Below are 20744 nucleotides of genomic sequence, written 5' to 3' on the forward strand. Positions count from 1 at the left end.
TTCTTGTATCAAGAAATTAATGATAAATATAAATAACTACACCCCTAAAGCTAATCTATTTGGGTCTTCTATGTACTGTTTTACAATAGCTAAGAAGGTTACTGCGCCTTTTCCATCTACTATTCTATGATCATATGAAAGTGCAATATACATCATAGGTCTAATTTCAATAGAATTACCAATTGCTACAGGTCTATTTTGTATTGTGTGCATGCCTAAAATTCCAGACTGTGGTGGATTTATAATGGGAGTTGAAAGTAAAGAACCATAGATTCCACCATTAGAAATAGTAAATGTAGCACCTATCAGATCAGCAACTTGAAGCTTGTTCTCACGTGCGTTTTTACTGAGCTGAATTAATGTATTTTCAATTTCTGCAAATGACATTTGATCTGCATTCCTAATAACAGGAACAACTAGCCCCTTATCAGTGCCAACTGCAACACCAATGTCATAATAATTTTTATATATTATCTCATCCTTAGAGATCTCAGCATTAATTTCTGGTACTTCTTTTAAGGCTAAAGTCACTGCTTTAATAAAAAAAGACATAAACCCAAGTTTAACACCATGTTTTTTTTCAAATGGATCTTTATATTTGATTCTTAGATCCATAACGTTTTTCATGTCTATTTCATTGAAAGTAGTTAAAATTGCAGCAGTATTTTGTGACTCCTTAAGGCGAGCAGCTATCACTTGCCTTATTTTGCTCATCTTAACTCTCTTTTCCCTTGTTACGTTGATATCTCTTGATGGCACGTCATCTTGTATATTAATTGCAGTAGGAATCTCCTTTCTATTTATATGATCAATAACATCAGATTTAGTAATGCGAGAGCCCATACCAGTTCCCTCAATTTCATTTGGCTTTATTTCATTCTCACGCATCATTTTCTGTGCTGATGGTGCATCCTTTTTAGATGCTGTAGTGTTATCAGTAGCTTTTTCTTCTTGTTTAATATTTTGATCTACCATTTCAGTACAAAGCTCCGTAAGTAACGTATCTCTCCTAACATCATCACCTTTACCTACATGCATTTTTTTTATATATCCTACAGCAGGAGAAGTGATTTCAAGTGTTGTTTTATCAGTATCAATTACAAGTACCACATCATCTTTTTGTACTTGGTCACCTTCTTTTTTATATATTTCACCTATTGTACCTTCTGTAATTGATTCACCACCTAAATTAGTTACCCTAATATCTATCGTACTCATTGCTTTTCTTTCTTGTTTAAGATTTATATTTATTTTATAAATGCTTCATAAAATAAAGTCCACAGGATTGAGAGATTTTTTATTTAAAAAATCATGTTTTTTCAGCTTCCAGAGCGATTTCCTTCTCAAAATTTAAAATATCTTTTCTATTAATAAAATCTTGATTACCAAAACCAGCTTCTAACTTTTTTACAATGCCTACATTTTGAAGATATAATTTAACTTCTGATAACTTTATTTGTTCTTCCTTTGGAGGGCAATAGTTATGCAGAAGTTTTAGCACTTTTTCTTTAGCGTCGGCAAGCAGTTTCTTCCTATCCTCGGTAATTTGATCACTACTTTTTAGCATATGTAAATTGTACATCTGCTTTGCAGATTCAGTTGTGTTTGTTGAAACAATATCTTGACTAAACTCTTTTAATTCTAAATAGCGCAATATCATCTCTGTATAGCAGCCAAGTCCCGATAATACATGACCCTCTTCCGTTAATCTCGCATGTGTTTCCATATATGCTTGAATAGAGCTGCAATGCAGAGCTATCTCACAACCTGCCCCCAAGGTAAAGCCGCTAACCGCAGCAACAGTAGGAAAGTTTGCAAATTTAAGCATCTGCAGTACAGATTGACTATACTCAATTTCTTCTTTTATTTTAAAGTTATCACGCAAACTGCTATGATTTATTCCTGATGAAAAATTTGCAGAATCGTTCCCTATTAACATGCATTTAAAATACTTAGATACTATGTTGATTGCATCGTATAGTAATTTAAATGTTTGATAGTTAATTGTATTATCTTTTGAATTAAATTCAAAACACACCACACCATCTCCTATATCCCAAAGTGATGCAGCTATATTAGTTATAACAGGTTCTTGCTTAAAAGCTGATAAATCTTGATTTTTTGAATTAAATTCCATATTCATTTTAGCCCACAGTTTTTTAGTTTATAAACCTATTTAATAGCTGTAAGTATTAAAATATAGTTTACCCATGAAGTTAAGTAGTAAAGGAGCTTTGATGTTTAACTGTATTTTAGCATTTTAATCATAATTTTGAATTTTTATGATCAAAACACTAATTTTTATTCTTATCTTGCTACAGTCTTTTAGCATTTATGCAGATGAAGAAGTATTTTCTCAAATCGCTAAAGCGATAAAAGGTGGACATTCAAGCGTAGTAAATGATAGTGATTTTCTCGAAAAAAGAAGCGATAAATTTGAAATAAAAGTTAGCGAAAATTTAACTAATGTAAGCCACTTTCTCAAAAAAGCTAAAATTGCTTTTGATATGGGAAGTATTGAAATTGCAGAATCTTTTTACAGGCAGATACTGGATAAGTTTCCTAAAAATAAAAGTGCATTAATTGGGCTTGGCAATCTTTATTATGCGCAAAAAGATTATAAAAAGGCACATGAGACGTATCTGGTTTTACTAAAAGAATACCCTCAAGATACCACTGTGATACTTAACTATTTTACAGTAGTTTCAGATTATGATCCTGACTTTGCTTTGAAGGAAATGTTAAATCTATCAGGTGATATAAATTTTGCACCACTCTATGCTAATATAGGTTTACTCTATTTAAGGACAGATGAGCTAAATAATGCTAAAGATTATATGATTTCTGCACTTTCTCTTGAGCCAGAAAATGTTTTTTATATTTATAATCTAGCTATTATATTTGATAAATTGTCAGATTTTAAAAACGCTGCTTCCTTCTACCAGAAACTAGTAAACCTGCAAGGTAAAGACACCATAAAAAACATTCCAATACAACAAGTAAGCAATAGATTGAAATTTATCAATAGTTATTTGTAAAAGCACTATAATTATAGCTTAGTTGAATCTTTAAGTTGTGCTTTTGCGAGTGATCATTGAAACTACTCTTTCCATGGATTCCAATGCTTCTGGCATACATTTATCGTGATGTTTAACATTATTTATTATGTTAAGAATAATGGGTAACTCAAAAAGTAATAGCATCACAAAACTCGCAAAACCTAGAGCAGATTTTACATTACTATCTAGTTCATTTCCAAATAAACCTATGCCAGTCAACACAGTGTTAAGTATAAATGGAATTGTAATTGCAGCGATAATCCCTATTGTTTTCCCCGATATTTTATGATGCTTTTTTATATCATCGCTAGCACTGTAGACTGTGACTGCCGTAACAAATAAAGAAAAAGCGGCAAGCGGAATAAATCCTATAATACCCAAAGCAAAACCTGTTTTTCCTAACTTACTAAATAAGCCTATTCCAATGAATGCAACACTAGTGATCATGATACCATTCAAAACTAGTCTTCCTTTATTTCTCTTTAAAACTGAACTTAAAATACAACTATTCATTTTATCTCTTAATTAATTTAAATAAATTAAAGTAATTTATTAATTAATAGTCAATTTAAAATATTTAATAATATATAACTTAAAATTGTGCGCAACAATTGAACAAGGAAAAAACAATTTCTTGCATGTATCTTAATAAAATAGTAACTTAATAACCCAATGATGTTACAAAATTATATGAGTTTGTTTATATGTCTTTATTGCGTCCAAAGATTACTGTAATTGGCTTAGGTGGAGCAGGCGGCAATGCTGTAAATAATATGATCCAATCTAATCTGCAGGGAGTAGAATTTATTACGGCAAATACAGACTCTCAAGCACTAGATTATTCTTTAGCAGAGAAAAAAATTCAATTGGGGATTAATTTAACCAAGGGTTTAGGTGCTGGTGCATCACCAGAAGTTGGCAAAGGTGCAGCAGAAGAATCAATTAGTGAGATTAAAGAATATATCTCTGATAGTAATATGCTTTTCATTACTGCAGGCATGGGAGGAGGCACAGGAACTGGTTCGGCGCCAGTGATAGCTAAATTTGCCAAAGAACATAAAATATTAACTGTAGGAGTTGTTACAAAACCTTTTGCTTTTGAAGGTAGCCGCCGGGCAAAAATAGCAGAAGATGGACTTAGGGAGTTGCAAGAATATGTTGATACTTTGATTATTATTCCCAATCAAAACTTATTTAAAATTGCAAATGAAAAAACTACTTTTTCCGATGCATTTAAACTTGCTGATAATATTCTTCATATTGGGGTTAGGGGTATAACAGATCTTATGGTTATGCCGGGGCTTATTAATCTCGATTTTGCTGATATAAAAACAATAATGAGTGAGATGGGTGAAGCCATGATGGGCACAGGAGAAGCAGAGGGAGAAAATCGAGCAATAAGTGCAGCAGAAGCTGCAATGCTTAACCCACTGCTAGATAATATCTCAATGAAAGGAGCAAAAGGCATATTGATTAATATAACTGGCGGAGCGGATATGACCCTTTTTGAGGTTGATGCGGCAGCAAATAGAGTGCGTGAAGAAGTGGATAGTAACGCCAATATTATATTTGGAGCGACGTTTAACAATGAAATTGAGAATAAAATCAGGGTTTCAGTGCTTGCTACTGGGATAGATAGCACTACTTCATTTGAAGATGAAAATTCATTTAATAGTAAAATCACTAATAATTCATTTTACAAATCTACTAGCGATGAACAAAAAGCATTGAAATCCTATGATAATTTAAATAAGCAAGATGAAACAAAAAAGACGCCTACAGATGCATTTAATGGAATATCAGAAGTAATAAAGAATCATAAAAGAATAGCCGAACTTGCAGGAGAAAACCCAAATTGGAACTTTAATTTTGTTGATGTACCGGCTTTTTTGAGAAGAGATAATAAATAAATGCAATTTTGGCTTTTGAAGGTAGAGCCGAGTGTTTATCCATGGAAAAACATGATCAAGGATAAAATTACAAGTTGGGATGGTATACGCAATCATCAGGCACAAAAATATATGAAATCCATGAAGGTTGATGATTTAGCTTTCTTTTATCATACGGAAAAAGAAAAAGCTATTGTTGGCATAGTGAAGATACACAATGAATATTATTGCAATGATAATGCAAGATTTGGTGTTGTAGATGTTGAATATTTTAAACCTTTGGAGAAAAGAGTTACTTTAGGGCAGATAAAGCAAAATTCCGATCTACAAAATATGCTTATATTAAAACAACCTCGTTTGTCGGTATCTAGCATACTGCAAAGAGAGTGGGATACTATCTTGCAAATGAGCACAAAATGACAGAAATAAGCATTCACAGTGACAGATGGTATGATGTTATAGATGATCCTGAAAAATTTATAAAAAATATTATTAATGTTTTCCTAGAAAGGCTAAAAATAGCTAACTATCAGCCAATAATTTCAATACTCATGGCAGATGATGGTGTATTGCATAAGCTTAATTTAGAGCATCGCAGCCAAGATAAACCAACAAACGTACTTTCCTTTTCTTATGAAAAATTATCACAAGGGTGCTTTTTAGGGGATATAGCAATATCAGTAGATAGAGTAATTGCCGAATCAGTTGAATATGAAACTTCCATACTATCACATACTGCTTATTTGGTATTACATGGGCTGCTTCATCTTTTAGGTTATGATCATGAACAAGAGGACGAAGAAACTAAGATGCAGAGTCTAGAAGAAGAAATCATGGCAGAACTGGATATAAAAAAGGTACTAATGTAAACTTTTTATATTGATAATATCATAAAAATACCTTTAGTTAGAAGTTTGTTAATAAGTACTTTATATATTATGCTAAAAGGAGAAAATTATGTCTAATCTTGATATTACGCTTGATAATGCTTATGAATATGGTACTTATGAATATAGTGCTTTTGATGGCAAAAACAATTATCATCATATAAAGAATGATGATGTAGGTTTGCGTATTAATCCTGGAGATGATGGTGCAATGTTTTATGAGGGGACTAATCCAAAATCTCAAGATTTCTTTTATCCAATAGCCTGTAACTTAAATGGAATAGATAGATCTGACTCATCTGTCACAGCACATTTTCAATGTTCTGATCATAATTTAAAAGTTAATAAGAGTACGATTCAAAATGGTGACGCCTGTAATCGTTCTAATGTATGTCTTAATGAGATGAAAAGTTTACACTTCAAGTTTAAGTAATTTAAGAGAAATTTGCTATGGCAGCATAGCATCTTTTGCCTCAGAAAATACTATATATTCTTGAAATAGCTTCTAAGTTTGAGACAACAAAATTTCTAATTATGTAACCAGAGTTTCTAACAACTTGAGTTAATATAGAAAAAGTATATCTTAACTTTAAATAATAAGAAATTTTACTTGTTCAGTGAGTGATTGGTTTTTATACTTAATGTTTTAAGCAATGTATAAGCTATTATTATTCTGCTTTATTATTATGCTAGCTGGCTGCCCACATAAGCATAATATCCAAAAGATAGATGAGAAAACAGAGGCTCAACTGTATAAAGAAGCTACAGATCTAGCCAAAAATAAAAAGTACAAACAAGCAATTAAAGTTTTTCAAGAAGTTGAAGATCTATACCCATTTTCGGATTGGGCAATAAAAGCTCAGCTACAATCTGCCACTGCAAATTATGATAGTGGTAATTATAGCAAAGCTGCAGCTCTTTTGGATGAATACGTATACATGTATCCAAACGATCAGGATATTGCCTATGTGTATTACTTAAGAATACTCTCTTATTACGCACAGATTGACAACATTAAACGTGAGCAAAAAGTGGCGTACACAACTTTAGAATTATTAAAAGAATACATGCAAATTTTTCCAACTAGTCAGTACAGTAGTATCTTAGAGAAAAAAATGGATTCAGTGATAGATCATGTAGCAGCTTATGAACTTTCTGTTGGCAAGTTTTATTTAAAACGTGGTCATTACATATCTGCAATCAAACGTTTTGAAGAGATAGAGAATAATTATAGTGACTCAAATTATACTACTGAAGCCTTGTGTGGATCAATGGAAGCATATTTAGCCTTAGGTATTCACGAGGAAGCTCACAGAAAGGAGCTTAAAATACTAGATAGATCAGATGCAAAAAAATGTGCAAATAAAATGGTACAAATAAGTAGATAAAATTTTTTGTGTATAATATCAGTTCATATCGCAACTGTATTGAATAATCAACAAGTTTACTTAAGTAACACATCCCGTGCTTCGTTTATTTTTTGTGCCAGGTAAGCAGATCCTCCTTTATCTGGGTGTATCGATTTCATTAAATTGTGATAAGCCTGATTTACATCACTGCTTTTTGCATCCTCAGTTAAGCCTAAGATTTTTAATGCTTCACCTTTTGACATATTACCTATATTTTCATTATCTGTCTTGGCAGTGCTCTCATTTACAAATCTATATAAGATGGAATTAACAGTTTCACTAATATTCATTATACTATTTTTCTTAAAAAAGAAAAAACAAACCAAAATAACTGTTGGCAAAACAAATATTATAAATATTAACAATAATAGAATTAAAAATATGTATGACATGACTTATGTTTTAAAATAGTATATTAACATGGTTAATATTGTTGTTGCAACGGGTTAATAATATGTTTATTCAAATTGAAGATACACCCAATCCTAATACACTAAAGTTTCTTCCAGGGTTTCCTATCTTAAAAGAAGGTGAAACAGCTGAATTTTCTCAGGAGAATGATACAAGTAATTCAAAATTAGCAAAGAGCCTTTTGCAAGTGGAATATGTCAATAATGTCTTTTTTGGTTATGATTTTATTACAGTTACAAAATCAGATGAGATCAGTTGGGATTTAATAAAGGTAGAAATACTTACCTCCATTATGGATCACTTTACAGCTGGTGGCACTGCACTTGATAATGGTGATATAAAACCTGCGGATGAAGATGATGAATTTTATGATGAGCACAATGAAGAAATAGTAGGCAGAATAAAAGAGTTAATTGAGAATTATGTAAGACCTGCAGTCGCTCAAGATGGAGGTGATATTAGATTTAGAGGATTTAAAGATGGTATAGTTTTTGTTAAACTACACGGTGCATGTTCTGGCTGCCCAAGTGCATCACTCACTCTAAAGCAGGGAGTACAAAATATGCTAACTTATCATATTCCAGAAGTTGCAGGAGTGGAAAATATTTAGTTATTTGTTTTTTAATCTTTCATATGTTACCATGCTGCCAAACAGCAGTGACATAATGAATGCAAAATTCTATAGTTTTTTATTAATTTTATTTTTCTGTCACACAAACTCCTATGCCATCCAGCTTATAAGAGATAGCGAAGCAGAATCTATAATACGAGAATTGACAGCACCTCTATTTAAAGCTGCAAATGTAGATCCTAATTTGGTGAAGGTTTTCATTGTTGATGACAAAGCACTAAATGCTTATGTTATTGATAATAACAACATTTTCGTAAATCTTGGGCTAATACAATATTCAAAGAGCCCCTATCCTATGCTTGGGGTTATAGCACATGAGCTTGGCCACATAGCTGCAGGGCACGTGCTGCAAAGAGATAATGATATCAATAATGCTAAAATAGGAGTGTATGCAAGTTACCTACTTGGGATAATTTCAGCCATAACAGTTGATCCAGCTGTTGGTACAGCACTAATACATGGTGGTAGCCACTTAGGAGAAAGAGCATTTTTAAATAGTAATCGTGTTCAAGAAGAAATAGCAGATCAGTATGCTTTAAAATACCTAGATAGTGCTGGCTATAGTAACTCTGGAATACAGGATATTTTAAGATATTTGGACAAATCTGAGCATCCACAAATTGATCAATACTCTCTTACGCATCCGCTAAGCAGTAAGCGTTTATTTTACGTGCAAAATTATCAAGCGATAAACAACATACAACCCATACCTGCTGATAAACTGTATAGGTTTGAGCGTCTGGTAACAAAGCTAGATGCGTTTTCTAGCCCTATTAATACTTTACTGGATAAATATTCAGACGAATCAGATTTATCTAAATACGCCCGTGCTATTATTTATTACAGGCAATCTAAAATAAATAAGTCTATAGAACAACTTAAATCATTGATTGAAGATTCCCCTCAGGATCCTTATTATCACGAATTAAAAGGTGAAATTCTTTATAAAATTGGCAAAATAGATGAGTCTGTGGCGAGTTATAAGCAAGCGTTATCCCTAGTTAAAAACCAAAGTACACTAATAAAGCTGCAATTATCACAAGCTTTATTACTTAAGGATCCCCAAGAAGCAGTTTTTTATTTAGAACAAGCAAGTGCTGAAGAAAAAAATAGCCCATTCATCTGGAAGCAACTTGCTATAGCATACGGACGTAGTGGTAATATTGGTATGTCATATTTTGCTTTAACAAAGAAAGCATTTCTTGAAGAGGATACAAGCAAATTTAAAAAATATTCTGAGCTAGCAGTTAAAAACCTACCTCAAGATAGCCCCTATTTATTGCAAATAGATGATATGCTCAAACATCATATAAAAACGTAAATCATTCAATTGAAAAGAAAAATTAAAATATTAAGTAGAATTTTTACTGAGTTATTGTTTATTTTGGATATATTGTGTTGATTTAGTGCCAATCTGGAGAAAAAGCACGTGTACAACATCAGAGAGAGGAGCGTTTTTAGCCCTTTTCACGGATTCCCACCATGAAAGGACTACCAATTGATAATTGGAAGCGCTATAGTCGTATGTTTTAAAGCATATGACCACAAGGGTATCAATCTTGTTTTAAGAAAAAATCTTAAAATAGCTAAAACTATTCAGTAGGTCGCCAAAGATCCTATTCAATATATTCAGATCTTTTTTTCCTATACATCTGCCACTTTAAAGGCCACCTCTACAGCCTCAATCTCTCCAGATTGGCATTCTCTTTATATCATATACATTCACAACCATGGAAGCAGAAAATTGCAGGAAAATGCATTTTTCTATTAAATGAAAGAAAAGATTTCAATCACAAATTTTAATATATGTTAACGTTCAAGAAATAAATTCTCTAATCCAACAGCACCTGGCTGATCTAAAACTGATTCTGTTGCTTTCATTCTCTTTAACAAATTCATAGCTCTGCCATAGTCTTCATCTGTGCTCATATGATATGCTAAATGAAGATTTTTTAAGCTTTGATTGTTTAAATATGAAGCTATATTTTCGAACATTTCCTCAGGAACATCGATTTTGTTTTTTGTTGGATTCTTTGCTAAGTGAGCCATAGCTCTAATTGCATTGGTTTCTTGATGATTTATTATATGATTTAGTATCATATGTTCTACAAAATCGCTTAAGTACTCAGGTACAAAAGATAATTGCTCATTAGTGCAACGTTCTTTTATTTCTTTAAATTCTTCAATCAATGCTTCTTGATTTTTTACATTATTTATATATTTTGAAATAGCCTTTGTATCTTTATTTTTATGTGCTTCTATCAGTCCGCCCAAGTGCGGTAATTCTTTGATTTTATTAAATGCTTCAAGGCAGTTTTTAAGGTCAGATTTGTTGTTTATTTCTTCTCTCTCTTTTTCATTGATACCAGCTCCGTAAAGTAAGAGTAGAAAGAAGGTTTTTATATGATTATGAAAAGCAGCCCGGTATAGAGGTGTATCGCCATGTTTGTTTTTAATATTAGGGTCTGCTCCATATTGTAAAAATAATCTTGCCGCTTCTGTGTGACCATATATAGCAATAAAATGTAGAGGTGTATAATCTGTATCAGTTTTAACATTAAGATTAGTTTTGTGATTAACAAGGAGTTTTATTATGTCAATCTGATTGACAGATGTTTCACAAACTCTATGTAAGATCGTATAATTAGAACCATACTCAGGGGTAACTTCTGCTCCATGATTGATTAAAGACCTTATTATTTCGATACCACAATTTTCTGCTTGAGTAGTGTAGAGTAGAGGTGTATATCGATGATCGTTTGTAGCATTAACAAGTGCTCCTCTTGCAATAAGAATATTAACTATGTCTAGATATCCATTTCTAGCAGCAGGTGTATTATGATAACGATCTTTAGCATTAACATCCGCTCCTTGATCTAGTAAAGAATGTACTTCCTCTCTATCACCTCTATCTGCTGCCTCAATTAATCGTTCCTCAAGTGACATAAATTCCTCTAAAATTTTAATACTAAAGTTAATATATTAATATAAAATACTGTATTTGTCAACTTATAAATTCCTTCATGAAAATGATTTTTAGCGTAATGCAATTTGTGAATATTGAAAATAAAGATTTAGATGCATATGCTATAAATCTGTTCTTTCTAGTTCTAACTAAGAAGTAGATTGATAATTTTTATATTTAGTGCAATACTTAAAAAACTAATCAAATAAGATGATGACAGAAGATAATTATAATGCTGATTCCATAAAAATCCTAAGAGGCCTTGATGCCGTAAGAAAAAGACCAGGTATGTACATTGGAGATACTGATGATGGTTCTGGCCTACACCATATGGTGTATGAAGTTATAGATAACGCGATAGATGAGGCGCTTGCCGGTTATTGCAATAAAATTGAAATTACAATCAATACCGATGGTTCTGTAACTGTAGTTGACAATGGTCGTGGTATACCAACAGATATTCATGAAGAGGAAAATATATCAGCAGCAGAGGTAATAATGACGCAGCTGCATGCTGGAGGTAAATTCGATAACAATAGCTATAAGGTATCTGGAGGGCTTCACGGTGTTGGTGTATCTGTAGTAAACGCATTATCTACCTGGCTTGAACTGGTTATCTGGCGCAATAAAAAAGAATACCACATGCGTTTTGAAAATGGTGACGCAATTGCTCCTCTTAAAGTTGTAAATGAAAGTGTAAATAAAACAGGAACTAAAGTCACTTTCATGCCATCAATTGAAACATTCAGTAATGTAGATTTCAGTTTTTCAACGCTTGAAAATCGTATACGGGAGCTGGCCTTTTTAAACGCAAATATCGGTATTACCCTACAAGATTTGCGCAAAGACCCATCACTTAAATCAGATTTTAATAAAAAGGACGGAAAAACAGAAGATTCTGGTACTGTAGGATTTGTGCAGTATTTGGATAGGAGCAAAACTCCTGTTACGAAAGTAATTAGTTTTACCGATACTTCATCAGAAACTGGTATTGCACTTGAAATTTCAATGGAGTGGAATGACTCATATTATGAAAACATGTTGTGTTTTACAAATAACATCAGGCAAAGGGATGGAGGAACGCATTTAGCCGGCTTTCGCTCTGCATTAACTCGGTGCATCAATAATTACGCAACCAATGAGGGGCATTTAAAAAAAGCAAAAGTTACTTTAACAGGTGAAGATGTAAGAGAGGGGCTGACTTGTGTTTTATCTCTTAAGATGCCTGATCCTAAATTTTCTTCACAAACTAAAGATAAACTCGTTAGCTCTGAAGCACGTACGGTAGTGGAAAATATAGTATCCGATAAACTTAGTACAATCTTTGAAATGGGTCCAAAACTGGCAGTTAGTGTAATTGAGAGGGTAATTAAATCGGCAAAAGGCAGAGAAGCAGCGCGTAGAGCCCGTGATTTAGTGAGAAGCAAAAGCGGTCTTGAGATTGCAACCTTACCAGGAAAACTCGCTGATTGCCAAGAAAAAGCACCTGAATTATCAGAATTGTTCATAGTGGAAGGAAATTCAGCTGGTGGTTCTGCTAAACAAGGAAGAAATCGTAGAACGCAGGCTGTGCTTGCACTTAGAGGAAAAATATTAAATGTTGAACGCGTAGCTTTAGATCGTGTTTTCTCATCAGCAGAAATAGGCTCTCTTATTACAGCAATTGGAGCTGGCATCGGAAATGATGGTTTTGATGTTGATAAGGTTAGGTATCACAAGGTTATCATCATGACGGATGCAGACGTTGATGGTTCACATATTAGAACTCTGCTTTTAACTTTCTTTTTTCGTTACATGCGTGAGATAATTGAAAGAGGGTATTTATATATTGCGCAACCACCGCTCTATAAAATAACGAAGAGTGGTAAGGAAATGTATATCAAAGATAATGGATTAATGAATGATTACCTTATTGATTCTGCCGTAAAAAAATTAACGCTAAATAGTAATACCACATATTCCGGTAATGACCTACGTTCTATTTTAGATAAATGTTTTTACATCTCTAACATAAGTAAGAATTACTCGAGAGTAGTGCCACAAGATGTACTGGAATCGCTTTTATTTCTCTATAGGAAAGGTGGTTTATCTTCATCTGAAAAGATATCAGAGTACTTAAATAATATCTTTAGTGAATACGAATGGAGTGTAAAAATTAATGGTTCAGTTAATATTTCAAGACTGCATCAGGGACTGGTTGATAAATATAAATTAGATAATTCTATGTTTGAAGCTAGTGATATACAGGAATTTATGAATCATTCCATAGGTATTGCTGATGTATTTGACACTGTCTCAATGTTAGAGTCGCAAGACTCTTCAACTAAAATCACTTCTCCTAGTTCACTTATAAAGTCAATTATGGAATATGGTCAAAAGGGATTAACACTACAAAGGTTTAAGGGTTTAGGTGAGATGAATGCAGATCAGTTATGGGATACCACGTTAAATCCTGAAACTAGAACCTTATTGCAGGTAAAGATTTCAGATTGCGAAGCAGCAAATGCTATTTTTTCAACTCTTATGGGAGATGTAGTTGAACCACGACGTGATTTCATTAACAATAACGCCTTAAATGCTGAAAATATTGATATTTAGATTTTTTAAATTTAGAGAATTTATATTCAAATATTAATATCTAGAAGGAGTAACCTTCTAGATAATAAATATGCAATATTGCAAAACTTTAAGTTAAAGATTGTACATTAGGTATGGCTTGAGTGACTTGAGTTTGATTTAATTTTCCTTCTTCTTGTGCTTCTATACTTCTATTTCTTACTGCATTGTGAAAGGACTGTATCTTTTCATCAGAAAGCTCATGTTCATTTTTAATTAATGTTGTAATACATGAAATTTTAAGTGTATCTGAATCTACTCTTGGAGGATAATATTTCTCTTCTGGGTTAGGATATTTTATGAAAGATACTTCCATACCGGTTTTTTGTTGGATATTCTCTTGCACCGATTTAAGTAAAAGTTTTATTTTTTCATAATTATTACCTTGTAATGTTTCAATAACATTGTCACTAGCATCATTATAAACTAACTGCTTAATAATTGGTAAGTTAAGAAGAATCAAATCTAAGGTTTTTTTGTTACAATATAATCCGCCTTGCTGCTCTAGAGAGTATAGCTTATCTATCATACTATTTCTATTAGGGTTAACCATGAGGTCCTTTAATGAGTGAGTTAAATTATTCTTCTGAAAATAATTCAGACTAGTAAAGCAATATACTAAAATTAAATCTTGATTGTTAATGTATCTCTTAAAATCTTCATTACTCATTAAATCATCACAAGATGATATCTCTAAAAAATCACTCGAGTAACCAGTTTTGAATAAAACTTGAAAGAAATCCTCATTATTTGCTATTAAACAGTGAAACTTATCATCATTTAAGCGCGGGAAATTATTCCAGTTACTACAATATTTGTCATAATTAAAAGAACCACTAGTGCAATGACTCCCATGGCTAATGAATAATTCTAATATATTAGAATTAACGTTTATTAATCTATCATATCTACCTTTAGAAAAAAGGTTAATTATGATATCTTTGCATATTTACCATAAACAAGATCTTTATTACTACGCTGCTTCTTATTAAAGTACTCAATACCTCTTAAGATTTTATCTAATATATCTGAATGACTGTTAACTGTTTGTAATTGCTCATCTGATAAGTCACTTAGAACTTCTATTATGTATGCTTTTATTTTCTTGTCTGTTAACTTCTCAACAGAGGCTTGTATATTATTATAATTGGTTAATTTATCAGTGCTTAACATTATTATTCCTCTCTTATAATTTATAATTAAATTATATTAATTTTTTAATTAAAATCAATTATATTAATATAGATTGAGAAATTTGCAAAATTTGGCTCTGGAGGAAAATTTAAATTGTATTCATTCTACTATGGCTCTATATATATTAGATATTTAAGTATAATTTAAAATGCTGCCAAAAATTACCACATTAGAAAATAATCTTCGTATTGTAACTGACTTTTTGCCTAGTGTGGAGTCTGTAGTCTTAAGCCTTTGGGTAAATGTAGGCAGCAGGTTTGAGAGTGAAAAAAATAAAGGGATATCACATTTTCTTGAGCATATGGCATTTAAAGGAACAAAGGCCAGAACTGCTTTGGAAATAGCTAAGGCTTTTGATGATATAGGTGGCAATTGTAATGCTCACACAGGTAGGGAAAATACCGTTTATTACGCTAAAGTGTTAAAAAACGATGTAAAAATTGCAATTGACATCTTAACAGACATAATAATGAACTCGACTTTTCCTGAGGATGAAATAGAACGTGAGAAAGGTGTGGTTTTACAAGAGATTTACAGAACCAATGACTCTCCAAGTGATATTATATCTGATAAATATATGGAGACAGCTTACAGTAGGCAATCTTTTGGGCACTCAATACTGGGCTCTCCAGAAACAGTTAAGGCTTTCTCGCGTGAGGATTTATTTAACTATACACAAAAATATTATTACAACGACAATATGATTTTTGCTGTTTCAGGCAACATAAGCCATGATGAAGTTGTCTCTCTAGCTGGGCCAATACTTGCAAAAATTAAAGGTAAAGAACGTTGTGAGCTGCAAAAGTCAAATTATACAGGTGGTGAATATTTAGAGACTAGGGATTTAGAGCAAGTTAATATCCTCATTGGATTTCCTAGTATTTCTTATTATGATGATAAATATTACACTATGCTAGTTTTAGATTCTATTTTAGGTAGCGGAATGTCTTCGCGCCTCTTTCAAGAAGTAAGGGAAAAGCAAGGCTTAGCTTACGATGTTGGTTCTTATCATTCAACTTATCGTGACACTGGTATTTTTTCCATCTATGCAGGAACAGATAGCAATAATCTACCGAAGCTTTTAAGCACTATTGCTGAGGAGCTGAAAAAACTATTAAACGACTTAAAAGAAGAAGAAATAACTAGAGCTCATGCTAAAATTAAGTCTGGTATAATGATGTCGAGGGAAAGTAACTATACCAGAGCTGATCTGCTGGGGCATTGTTATTCTTATCATAATCGTTACTTAAGTGCAGAAGAGATATTAGATAAGATATTTTCCATTGGCACCAAAGCAGTAAAAGAGAACTTAGAATTTTTATTATCTCAACATGAGAAGCTAACTGTAGCAGCAATAGGTAAATTAGATAAAATGCCGAGCTATGATAAATTAGTTGCAAGTTTTAAACTTGCTAACTAGCGGATACATAAGCTATCTGAATCTTCAAGTTGAAAATTTCCGTAATTGTGCTATAATTAAACAGACTTAGCTTAAGAAAGCTTGATATCTTAAAGGTACTTTATGACATATCAGATAATAATATATTTAATTATTATAGCTGCTATTTTGCTATTTTACGTATCAAGAAAAATTCATTCAAAATCTTATGCCAACAAATATACAGCTGATAATGATCAGGAGTTATGTGAAGAAGATTTAAAGCTATACAAAGAAAAGAAAGAAAAAGAGATATTAAAACGTCAATTGCTGTTGAAAAGTTATAGTAAGGATAGCTTAAATGAAGCTGCTATAAACGATACAAAAATTGTCTCAGTAATAGAACCAATAGGAAAGTGGACTAAACTGGTGATGAATGAACATTTTATGAAGCTCATGAATCTAAAACATGAAAGAAAGGGTGGGTTTTGGCAAATCTTTGTTAGTATGCAGGGGATGATGCAAGGTAAGTCTAGATATAAGGGAAGATAGATAAATTTAAAGATTCGATCCTAGTTTTTGAGTAAATTTAAAATCATTTACATTCTTTTATCTTAACTGCAATCGATAGACCAACCGCAAAAGTTGCAATACCAACAACAATTGCTGTCAGCATCAAAACATGAGGGAGTGGGTTACTATAGTTAGTTACATTTTGCTGAAGTATTGGAGGGTATGAGTTTTTAACATAACCTAAAGATATATATAACAATAAAGCGGAAGTTTGAAAGATACTGATACCAAACAATTTCTTAACTAAATTTTTATTGCTAATAATAGTATATAGCCCTAGCGTCATTAAAATTGCAACTGCAGCGTAATGATACATGCCTACAAATGTCATTTTCTACTCCTTACTGCAAAACTAAAATATATAATAAGCATAGCCGAACATACTGTCAGACCTACACCAAGTTCTACTGTAAATATGCCTATTTTTTGTGCGGTTAAATTATCAGTAAAGAGCACATTATATGATAAAAATTCTGCGCCTAGCAACATTGTAATAATTCCTGTACCCATATAGATTAATACTCCCATGCCACTTAAGATTCTTATAAAAGAGTAGGGTATTGCTTTTAAAGTAGCAGCAGGGCCAAAGAGCATTGCATGGAATATAACCCCTGAGGCAATAATTATTCCAGCTTGAAACCCACCACCTGGGCTAAAATCACCATGAAATTGCACATATAGGCCAAATAAAACTATAAAAGGAATAATAAGCGCTGCTATTGCCTGCAATATAGGACTTTTAATCATTGTGCTTTTCATTTTTTAATATGAGGGAAATACCGATAGCTGCGATGAGTACAACAACAGTTTCACAAAGCGTATCGTAGCCACGAAAACTAGCCAAAATAGCAGTAACAATATTGGGAATGCCAATTAGACTATTGGTACTCTCTATATAATAAGGAGTTACATGTTTGTGTATAGGTGCATCTGTGTTGCCAAAACTTGGAATGTTTAGCATTACATACATAAAACAAACAAAAAAAGGCAACACTGCGCATAATGAAAGTAATTTTTTATCTGAACTTTTGGCATTATGGTTTTTGATAAAAGATAGCGCTGCTAAGGTAAAAATTGTACTTATTCCTGCACCAACACAACTTTCAGTTATCGCTACATCTGGTGCGTTAAGCAGTAAATAAATAAGTGCCATGGCAATGCTAAATATTGACATAAGCAATGTATTTATGACCAAGTTTTGCACAAAGCTAACTGCTAAAGCGGTAACAATTAATATTGAAAGTAATATACAACTTATAGCTTCAATCATGTTTATTATTTTGATCATTATAACAGGTGCGTGCAAGAACATGGCTACTAGTTGTAGAAGTGAGCCATATGAGGAAAATTATTAATACTATTTTTATCATATTCATTGATAGCTCATTTTGTATTAGGACTCCTATCAATATTAATGCTGAACCTAATGAATCAACCATACCAGCTGCATGTACCTTGGTAAAAAATCTAGGAAATCTAACTATGCCAACAGTTGCAGTAACAACAAAAAATATACCCACTACTACTAAGAACGTTCCTAAATATTGCAGATATATCATGTATCACCAAAACTTTTATCTAAAAAGAATTTCATAAACGCTACAGTAGATGTAAAACTAATACTAGCATACACTAAAGCAACATCGAGCAAGAATGAGCTATTGGCTATTACTGACATTACCACCACAAATAAGATAGCTTGTGTTGAAAAATTATTCACTGCAAGCAGCTTACTGTAGATATCATTTTTCTTTGATATTGTGCAATAAAGCATCACACCCATACAAAGAGTTAATATAAAAGCAGCACAATAAAAGACAAACTCCATATAGCACTAAGCAATATCAAGTAAATATAGAGTAATCTGCATAAGATAGCAAATAAGTTTTTTATCAGATAAATAAAAATATTTGTTATTCCAAAAAAGGAATAATATTAAAATAAATATAAAAGTAGTTAATTTTTAAGCTAAATTTGGCATATGGCCTGTATAAAGTAGAATGGCAGCAACTAGCACGACCCAAGCTAAAGAAATAGGTAAAAACACTTTCCAACCTAAACGCATAAGTTGATCATAACGGTAGCGCGGTATGGTAGCTCTAATCCAGATGAAACAGAATAGGAGAAAGACTATCTTTAAAATAAACCACACTAAACCTGGGATTTTATAAAGTAGGCTAATGTTTAAAGGTGGGTACCAACCTCCAAGGAAAAAGATAGTCATTATCGCACTGACTAAAATCATATTTGCATATTCACCAAGGAAGAACAGAGCAAATGGCATAGATGAATATTCAACGTTGTATCCAGAAACAAGCTCTGCTTCTGCTTCTGGTAGATCAAATGGATGGCGATTGGTTTCTGCAAGTAGTGAAATAAAAAATATTACAGCCATTGGCAGAAGTAAAAGATCAATCCAAAAAGGCATATTGTGGCGGATTACAACCATCTCTCCAAGTTTTAGTGTTCCTGATGTTAGCACCACAGTGGCAACAATAAGGCCAATTGAAACTTCATATGAGATCATTTGCGAAGCTGATCTTATTGCCCCTAAAAAGGCGTAATTAGAGTTACTTGACCAACCCGCCATAATTATGCCATATACGTTTAAGGAGGATATGGCTAAAAGGTATAGAACACCAACGTTAATGTTAGCAATGGCGTGTGGCATTATGATTTGTCTGCCATTTTCCATGATAACATCAGCACCAAAAGGAATCACAGCCCATGCAACCAGTGCTAAAACAAAAGTCAGCATAGGAGCGATTCTAAAAATTAGTTTATTAGCTTTAAAAGGTACAATTGGTTCTTTAAGTAGCAGTTTTATCGCATCAGCAAATGGTTGCAGCAGCCCGAAGGGACCAACAACATTCGGTCCGTGCCGCAGCTGCATCGCTGCAATCACCTTGCGTTCAAAATACACAAGATAAGCAACTGAAAGAAGCAGCGGTACAATAAGAGAAATAATTTTAATTATCAGCATGTTCATATATCAAGATCTTTAATAGTTTAGATACAGGCAACAGGGGTAAAAATCAATTATTTTAAATAGTAAAATACTAATTTAATTACAAAATTAGTAAATATTTTATCTTTTTATTGTAGAATTGGTAATATTAATTAGTAAAGAGAGTAATATGCCTTATAAACCAGTAGAAGTAGCAAGACATATATCAATATGTGGTTCTGATGTAGAGAATGAGCGTAGTAGAATTGTTAACAAATTATTAGAATATCGAGACAACAAAGATATAGAAAGGGTTAGTGATACGAAAGAGGTTGATCATATTATTAACAATTTTAGTAAAGTATTGCATACATTACAATGGGACAATGATTCTCCTCCTGATAACGTATGGTGTGAAAATGTTGCTACTCTGAATGCACTTGGTAGAAATATATCAAGCTTAGTTGAAGATCAAGCTAGACTAGGGAGTACTGTAGAAAGCTATTGGACGTTATATGAAGAGAAAGAAAATCTATCTAAAAATAATACTGAGTTAACCACCAAAGTCTCTAGTTTAACAAAAGAAAAAAGTCAATGTGAAACGCAGCAACAGGAATTAACTCAAGAAAAATCTAATTTAGAGAGCCAAATCAGCAAATTAACTGAACAAAGCAAAACATTATGCAATGAACTTGACGAAACTCAACTTGCAATGGATGAGACACATCATGATTGTATAAATCTTATATAATTAAGATTATTCAGTAAAAAAATTTTATCAATAT

The 20744-nt window shown here is 32.4% G+C and carries 25 protein-coding genes; 12 read left to right on the forward strand and 13 right to left on the reverse strand.

Features of this window, described 5'->3' with window-relative positions; all coding sequences use genetic code 11:
• Positions 1–36: 36 nt before the first annotated feature.
• Both odhB and AACL09_RS03635 read right to left on the reverse strand, forming a co-directional pair.
• Entirely contained in the window at positions 37–1218 is a 1182-nt protein-coding gene (odhB, locus tag AACL09_RS03630; protein ID WP_339047004.1) for a 2-oxoglutarate dehydrogenase complex dihydrolipoyllysine-residue succinyltransferase, read from the reverse strand.
• Positions 1219–1309: 91 nt separating this feature from the next.
• Positions 1310–2143, reverse strand: coding sequence for an enoyl-CoA hydratase/isomerase family protein (locus tag AACL09_RS03635; protein WP_339047006.1), 834 nt, complete (start codon positions 2141–2143; stop codon positions 1310–1312).
• A 139-nt stretch (positions 2144–2282) separates the two neighbouring features.
• Here AACL09_RS03635 and AACL09_RS03640 point away from each other — a divergent pair, with 139 nt between their 5' ends.
• The gene (locus tag AACL09_RS03640; RefSeq protein ID WP_339047008.1) at positions 2283–3038 is read left to right on the forward strand and encodes a tetratricopeptide repeat protein; all 756 of its coding nucleotides are present in this window, start codon (positions 2283–2285) and stop codon (positions 3036–3038) included.
• A 30-nt stretch (positions 3039–3068) separates the two neighbouring features.
• Here the strand turns inward: AACL09_RS03640 and AACL09_RS03645 are convergent, their stop codons facing one another.
• Positions 3069–3572 (reverse strand): hypothetical protein, encoded by a 504-nt coding sequence (locus AACL09_RS03645; RefSeq protein WP_339047010.1) that lies wholly within the window; start codon positions 3570–3572, stop codon positions 3069–3071.
• Between the two features lie 191 nt (positions 3573–3763).
• Between AACL09_RS03645 and ftsZ the strand changes: the two genes are divergently transcribed.
• The 5 genes from ftsZ (at position 3764) to AACL09_RS03670 (ending at position 7223) form a co-directional block, all read left to right on the forward strand.
• Entirely contained in the window at positions 3764–4969 is a 1206-nt protein-coding gene (gene ftsZ / locus AACL09_RS03650) for a cell division protein FtsZ (RefSeq protein WP_339047012.1), read from the forward strand.
• A complete protein-coding gene (locus AACL09_RS03655) occupies positions 4970–5368 on the forward strand; it encodes an EVE domain-containing protein (RefSeq protein ID WP_339047014.1) in 399 nt (132 codons plus the stop codon).
• Positions 5365–5817 (forward strand): rRNA maturation RNase YbeY, encoded by a 453-nt coding sequence (gene ybeY / locus AACL09_RS03660; protein ID WP_339047016.1) that lies wholly within the window; start codon positions 5365–5367, stop codon positions 5815–5817. The genes AACL09_RS03655 and ybeY overlap by 4 nt, the downstream gene beginning before the upstream one ends.
• A gap of 88 nt (positions 5818–5905) precedes the next feature.
• A complete protein-coding gene (locus tag AACL09_RS03665; protein WP_339047018.1) occupies positions 5906–6268 on the forward strand; it encodes a hypothetical protein in 363 nt (120 codons plus the stop codon).
• 220 nt (positions 6269–6488) lie between these two features.
• Positions 6489–7223, forward strand: coding sequence for an outer membrane protein assembly factor BamD (locus AACL09_RS03670; protein ID WP_339047020.1), 735 nt, complete (start codon positions 6489–6491; stop codon positions 7221–7223).
• A gap of 56 nt (positions 7224–7279) precedes the next feature.
• On the opposite strand, the gene AACL09_RS03675 is transcribed toward AACL09_RS03670, so the two are convergent.
• Positions 7280–7534, reverse strand: coding sequence for a DnaJ domain-containing protein (locus tag AACL09_RS03675; protein ID WP_339047022.1), 255 nt, complete (start codon positions 7532–7534; stop codon positions 7280–7282).
• A gap of 164 nt (positions 7535–7698) precedes the next feature.
• On the opposite strand from AACL09_RS03675, the gene AACL09_RS03680 reads away from it, so the two are divergent.
• Positions 7699–8265, forward strand: coding sequence for a NifU family protein (locus tag AACL09_RS03680; protein ID WP_339047024.1), 567 nt, complete (start codon positions 7699–7701; stop codon positions 8263–8265).
• A gap of 4 nt (positions 8266–8269) precedes the next feature.
• Positions 8270–9607, forward strand: coding sequence for a M48 family metalloprotease (locus AACL09_RS03685; RefSeq protein ID WP_339047026.1), 1338 nt, complete (start codon positions 8270–8272; stop codon positions 9605–9607).
• Between the two features lie 488 nt (positions 9608–10095).
• On the opposite strand, the gene AACL09_RS03690 is transcribed toward AACL09_RS03685, so the two are convergent.
• On the reverse strand, positions 10096–11232 hold the full coding sequence (locus AACL09_RS03690) for an ankyrin repeat domain-containing protein (protein ID WP_339047028.1): 1137 nt from the start codon (positions 11230–11232) through the stop codon (positions 10096–10098).
• A gap of 232 nt (positions 11233–11464) precedes the next feature.
• Between AACL09_RS03690 and gyrB the strand changes: the two genes are divergently transcribed.
• Positions 11465–13849: a DNA topoisomerase (ATP-hydrolyzing) subunit B gene (gene gyrB, locus AACL09_RS03695; protein ID WP_339047030.1), complete on the forward strand. Its 2385-nt coding sequence runs from the start codon at positions 11465–11467 to the stop codon at positions 13847–13849.
• An 88-nt stretch (positions 13850–13937) separates the two neighbouring features.
• On the opposite strand, the gene AACL09_RS03700 is transcribed toward gyrB, so the two are convergent.
• Both AACL09_RS03700 and AACL09_RS03705 read right to left on the reverse strand, forming a co-directional pair.
• Positions 13938–14396 (reverse strand): hypothetical protein, encoded by a 459-nt coding sequence (locus tag AACL09_RS03700; RefSeq protein ID WP_339047032.1) that lies wholly within the window; start codon positions 14394–14396, stop codon positions 13938–13940.
• Between the two features lie 401 nt (positions 14397–14797).
• A complete protein-coding gene (locus AACL09_RS03705) occupies positions 14798–15040 on the reverse strand; it encodes a hypothetical protein (RefSeq protein WP_339047034.1) in 243 nt (80 codons plus the stop codon).
• Positions 15041–15209: 169 nt separating this feature from the next.
• On the opposite strand from AACL09_RS03705, the gene AACL09_RS03710 reads away from it, so the two are divergent.
• Both AACL09_RS03710 and AACL09_RS03715 read left to right on the forward strand, forming a co-directional pair.
• A complete protein-coding gene (locus AACL09_RS03710) occupies positions 15210–16481 on the forward strand; it encodes a pitrilysin family protein (protein ID WP_339047036.1) in 1272 nt (423 codons plus the stop codon).
• Positions 16482–16583: 102 nt separating this feature from the next.
• On the forward strand, positions 16584–16991 hold the full coding sequence (locus AACL09_RS03715; RefSeq protein WP_339047038.1) for a hypothetical protein: 408 nt from the start codon (positions 16584–16586) through the stop codon (positions 16989–16991).
• 43 nt (positions 16992–17034) lie between these two features.
• Here the strand turns inward: AACL09_RS03715 and AACL09_RS03720 are convergent, their stop codons facing one another.
• From AACL09_RS03720 to nuoH, 6 genes are all read right to left on the reverse strand, one after another.
• Entirely contained in the window at positions 17035–17343 is a 309-nt protein-coding gene (locus AACL09_RS03720) for a cation:proton antiporter subunit C (protein WP_339047040.1), read from the reverse strand.
• Positions 17340–17759, reverse strand: coding sequence for a Na(+)/H(+) antiporter subunit B (locus AACL09_RS03725; protein WP_339047042.1), 420 nt, complete (start codon positions 17757–17759; stop codon positions 17340–17342). Before AACL09_RS03725 ends, AACL09_RS03720 begins: the two co-directional genes overlap by 4 nt.
• On the reverse strand, positions 17752–18300 hold the full coding sequence (locus AACL09_RS03730) for a DUF4040 domain-containing protein (RefSeq protein ID WP_339047044.1): 549 nt from the start codon (positions 18298–18300) through the stop codon (positions 17752–17754). The genes AACL09_RS03725 and AACL09_RS03730 overlap by 8 nt, the downstream gene beginning before the upstream one ends.
• On the reverse strand, positions 18275–18571 hold the full coding sequence (gene mnhG, locus AACL09_RS03735) for a monovalent cation/H(+) antiporter subunit G (RefSeq protein ID WP_339047046.1): 297 nt from the start codon (positions 18569–18571) through the stop codon (positions 18275–18277). The genes AACL09_RS03730 and mnhG overlap by 26 nt, the downstream gene beginning before the upstream one ends.
• Entirely contained in the window at positions 18568–18786 is a 219-nt protein-coding gene (locus AACL09_RS03740; RefSeq protein WP_339047048.1) for a monovalent cation/H+ antiporter complex subunit F, read from the reverse strand. The genes mnhG and AACL09_RS03740 overlap by 4 nt, the downstream gene beginning before the upstream one ends.
• A 189-nt stretch (positions 18787–18975) precedes the next feature.
• Positions 18976–20001: an NADH-quinone oxidoreductase subunit NuoH gene (gene nuoH / locus AACL09_RS03745; RefSeq protein WP_339047050.1), complete on the reverse strand. Its 1026-nt coding sequence runs from the start codon at positions 19999–20001 to the stop codon at positions 18976–18978.
• Between the two features lie 148 nt (positions 20002–20149).
• Here nuoH and AACL09_RS03750 point away from each other — a divergent pair, with 148 nt between their 5' ends.
• A complete protein-coding gene (locus AACL09_RS03750; RefSeq protein ID WP_339047052.1) occupies positions 20150–20710 on the forward strand; it encodes a hypothetical protein in 561 nt (186 codons plus the stop codon).
• Positions 20711–20744 lie beyond the last annotated feature (34 nt).

Source organism: Candidatus Mesenet endosymbiont of Phosphuga atrata, from assembly GCF_964020175.1.
Lineage (GTDB): Bacteria > Pseudomonadota > Alphaproteobacteria > Rickettsiales > Anaplasmataceae > Mesenet.